5 protein-coding genes and 1 pseudogene are annotated in these 3,137 nt (G+C 62.4%); 3 read left to right on the top strand and 3 right to left on the bottom strand.

Features of this window, described 5'->3' with window-relative positions:
• On the top strand, positions 1-172 hold a 172-nt coding region (locus MKK64_RS23345; RefSeq protein ID WP_243937894.1), incomplete at its 5' end, for a transposase.
• Positions 173-180: 8 nt separating this feature from the next.
• The gene (locus MKK64_RS23340) at positions 181-624 is read left to right on the top strand and encodes a hypothetical protein (protein WP_243937892.1); all 444 of its coding nucleotides are present in this window, start codon (positions 181-183) and stop codon (positions 622-624) included.
• A 295-nt stretch (positions 625-919) separates the two neighbouring features.
• On the opposite strand, the gene MKK64_RS23335 is transcribed toward MKK64_RS23340, so the two are convergent.
• Entirely contained in the window at positions 920-1,096 is a 177-nt protein-coding gene (locus MKK64_RS23335; protein WP_243937890.1) for a hypothetical protein, read from the bottom strand.
• Between the two features lie 464 nt (positions 1,097-1,560).
• Complete coding sequence (locus MKK64_RS23330; RefSeq protein ID WP_243937882.1) at positions 1,561-2,010, bottom strand: MucR family transcriptional regulator; 450 nt, start codon at positions 2,008-2,010, stop codon at positions 1,561-1,563.
• Between the two features lie 141 nt (positions 2,011-2,151).
• Between MKK64_RS23330 and MKK64_RS23325 the strand changes: the two genes are divergently transcribed.
• Positions 2,152-3,051 (top strand): AraC family transcriptional regulator, encoded by a 900-nt coding sequence (locus MKK64_RS23325; protein ID WP_243937880.1) that lies wholly within the window; start codon positions 2,152-2,154, stop codon positions 3,049-3,051.
• Here the strand turns inward: MKK64_RS23325 and MKK64_RS23320 are convergent.
• A pseudogene (locus MKK64_RS23320) lies at positions 3,011-3,137 on the bottom strand (IS5/IS1182 family transposase); the annotation flags it as partial. The gene MKK64_RS23325 and the pseudogene MKK64_RS23320 overlap by 41 nt on opposite strands.

Below are 3,137 nucleotides of genomic sequence, written 5' to 3'. Positions count from 1 at the left end.
CCTACGCCAGGAGATCTTCTACTCGCTGAAGGAGGCGCAGATCGTGATCGGTCTATGGCAAACCACCTACAACCGCGTTCGACCGCATTCGTCGCTGGGCTATCGGCCGCCCGCGCCCGTCAGCTACCCGGGTCTGGCCTTCCGGCTACCCATGGCCGCCACCATGCAGTAGCCTCTCAATTGGCTCGGTCCAAAATACCGGTCAGGTCATATCCCATCGACTGGCCGCAACTCTCAGCGGCGATTCGCTTCGGACGGACGGGTGGCGCCTGCGAGGGCTGCGGTCGGCCCCATGGGCTGACCGTGTATCATCTCGGTGATGGGCGCTGGTGGGATGCCAGCATCGGAGCCTGGCGCGATGGACAGGGCCGTACGCTGCGCAGCCTGCCGACGATCGAAGATCTCGGTCGCATCCGTACGACCCGCGTTGTGCTGGCTGCCGCACACCGCGATCACGACACCACCAACAATCTCGACCGCAACCTCGCAGCCTTCTGCCAACGCTGCCACATCAACCACGATCGCCCCGAGCATCGGCGTCGACGCTGGCGTACTCTGTTTCACTGTCGGGCGATGGGGGACCTGTTTCGGGGGCTCTACCCGACCGCAAACAGATCGAGCTGAAGCGCCGATCTCTGCCCCTGCCCCGCCGGCCGCCTCTTGGAAGTGGCTTGATCACTGGCAGGGCTCCGGTCCCCTTGGCATGCAGCACGGCCCCGACAATCTGGCAGCCGTTGCCCGGGTGATACACGTAAGCACGGCAGCCATCGGCCTGGAGGATCTCCTGAACAATCGCCTCGTCATCGGGACGTGCGCATAAGGCGCCTTAAGGAACAGAGCGCGCGTTCTCCAGCCGGTCGCAACCCATTGTGTACAATTCAAAACAAGCGATTCCTGTCGCGATCGTACTGGCAGGGACCTATCCGACGCTGCCCCGGGGGCGGGTAAGATCGCGTACCATCTTCGCGCGTCGCGGGTTGCCCTGCCGCAGGCCGAGCACGTCCAGCACGCGATCCCGAGCCAATGAGTCGGTAATCGTCGCGCCGTCTTCCAGCGCATGGATTACCATGGGATTGACCCGGGCGAGTTCCGCCAAGGTCTCGATCGCATAGGCCCCGCGGCTACGGGCTGCACGGACCTCAGCGGCCAACGTCGCTTACGCGGTTCGGGGGTCATCATCGAATGTGTTCATCACCGCGTTCTATGCGGGTGCGCCAGCGGAAGTTTTTTGGGTCGAGGCCTCGTGATCGGACGCTACTGCATCCCGGCCGGACGCGGGCGCGGGAGGCCACACTGGGTAAGACCGAGAAACATAGCCCACTGCCTGAGCGCAGGGAGCGGAAGTGTGCAATCAGCACCGGTCTCGATCGCTCCGACGACGTCAGGTGTGAGGTCAGCCAAGCGTGCCGCGTCAGCTAGGGACAACCTCAATCGGCTTCGCGCCGTACAAGCATGCTTCGCGAGGTTGCTCAGCAAGGTATCACGCTGCTCTTCGAACTCACTCATGATATTCCATCGGACCTGTCCGTGGAGGAGCTCGCGTCAGGCAACCCTGCGGTCTTACCGCTCGCGCTCGGTCAAGGGGCCGGATCGGCCAAGGTGGATCGCCTTGGCGAGGGCGGAGCGATGTTCGGCGTAGCTCACAGCGACCATCGGGTAGTCCGCCGGCAGGCCATACCGGGCGCGGTAGCTGTGCGGATTGAACCCATTCGCTGTCAGATGCCGTTTCAGCGTCTTGTAGGCTTTGCCGTCGATGAAGCTCACGAGGCCGTCGTGCTGGATCGATCCGCGGATCTGGGCCGAGCTCGGTGATTCAACCGCATCACGGGCAGGCGCCCCGTCTTCGACCGTGTGCATACCGGACGCCAGACCAGCGATCATAACGTGCACGCGCGCGATCAATCCTGGAACCTCGGCGGATGGAACCGGATTGTTCGCAACGTATGCGGCAACGAGTTCAGACGTCAGCTCGATCGCAGACGGGGCGTTGGCGGAGATTGGTGGGTACACGCACACAGTTCCTCGGAGGCCGAAATACACTCTTAGGTTGATACGCCGCATTGCGCTTGTCTGAGAGCGTGCTACGGTTTGCATGAGCGCGCATCGGTGCTTATTTTCACGTGTGTATAGAAGCATTCGTTTGGTCAAATCATGAGGACTTTGTTCTCGACCGCAGACGAAGAGCCCAAGAATGGATTTCGGCGCTGGCGCGAAACGGTCTTCGAGCGGATTGTCCCTGTCGAACTGACGCCCGCCGATGCTGGGGCATTCCAGGGTACGATGGAGGCTGCCGACGTCGGTCCGTTGGTGATCACCCGCCTGACGCAAAGCGCGATCAGGACCGAGGCGACGGCGGATACGATCCGCCGGCACGGCAAGCACGATACGCTCAACGTCGCAATTGCGCTGCACGGTGTAGTGTTCAGCGCGCAGGATGATCGCACCTCAGTCCAGCATCCCGGTGAGATTGTGGTGCTGGATCGGCGCCCGACCGTCATGGCCACCGACGCCGACAGCCGGACATTGTTTGTCGAGCTGCCTCGTGAACGTTTGGAACAGGCACTTGGATCGACACGTCGTTACACGGCGCTGACCCTTGGGATGGATCAAGCCAGCACCTCGTTGGTCACCACCTTCTTCCAGGAACTGGTTCGCACCTACGCACGACTCCCGTTGGATACGACGGCACGGATGGCTTCGATCGGGGTCGATCTTCTCATTGCCAGCCTTGCGGAGCGTCTTGCCCGTGAAACGCCCAAAGACCTGCAAGGCACGCTCATCGTCCAGCGTGCCATGGCTTACATCGAGGGCCACTTCGGCGATCCGAACCTGGATCCGCCCACCCTTGCAGCTGCCGTAGGCGTGTCGTTACGCTACCTGCAGCAACTGTTTCGCCAGCACGACCGCAACGTCGCCGATTGGATCTGGCGCCGACGTCTGGAAGTCGCGGCGCAGCGGCTCATGGATCCCGGCCATGCCCATCTGACGATTGGAGCGCTAGGTCGCGGACTCATAAAGTTCGCAGCCAGACCCGGACGGCAGCGAGTTTGACGCTGGCGAGGAAGTTGTCGGGATCCTTGTCGTAGCGGGTGGCGACGGCGCGGAAGTGCTTGATCTTGCTGAAGAAGCGCTCGACC

The organism is Methylobacterium sp. E-025, from assembly GCF_022829705.1.
Taxonomy (GTDB): Bacteria; Pseudomonadota; Alphaproteobacteria; order Rhizobiales; family Beijerinckiaceae; genus Methylobacterium.
Note: the sequence above shows the minus strand (reverse complement) of the source record. Positions and strands in the feature narration are given on the sequence as shown.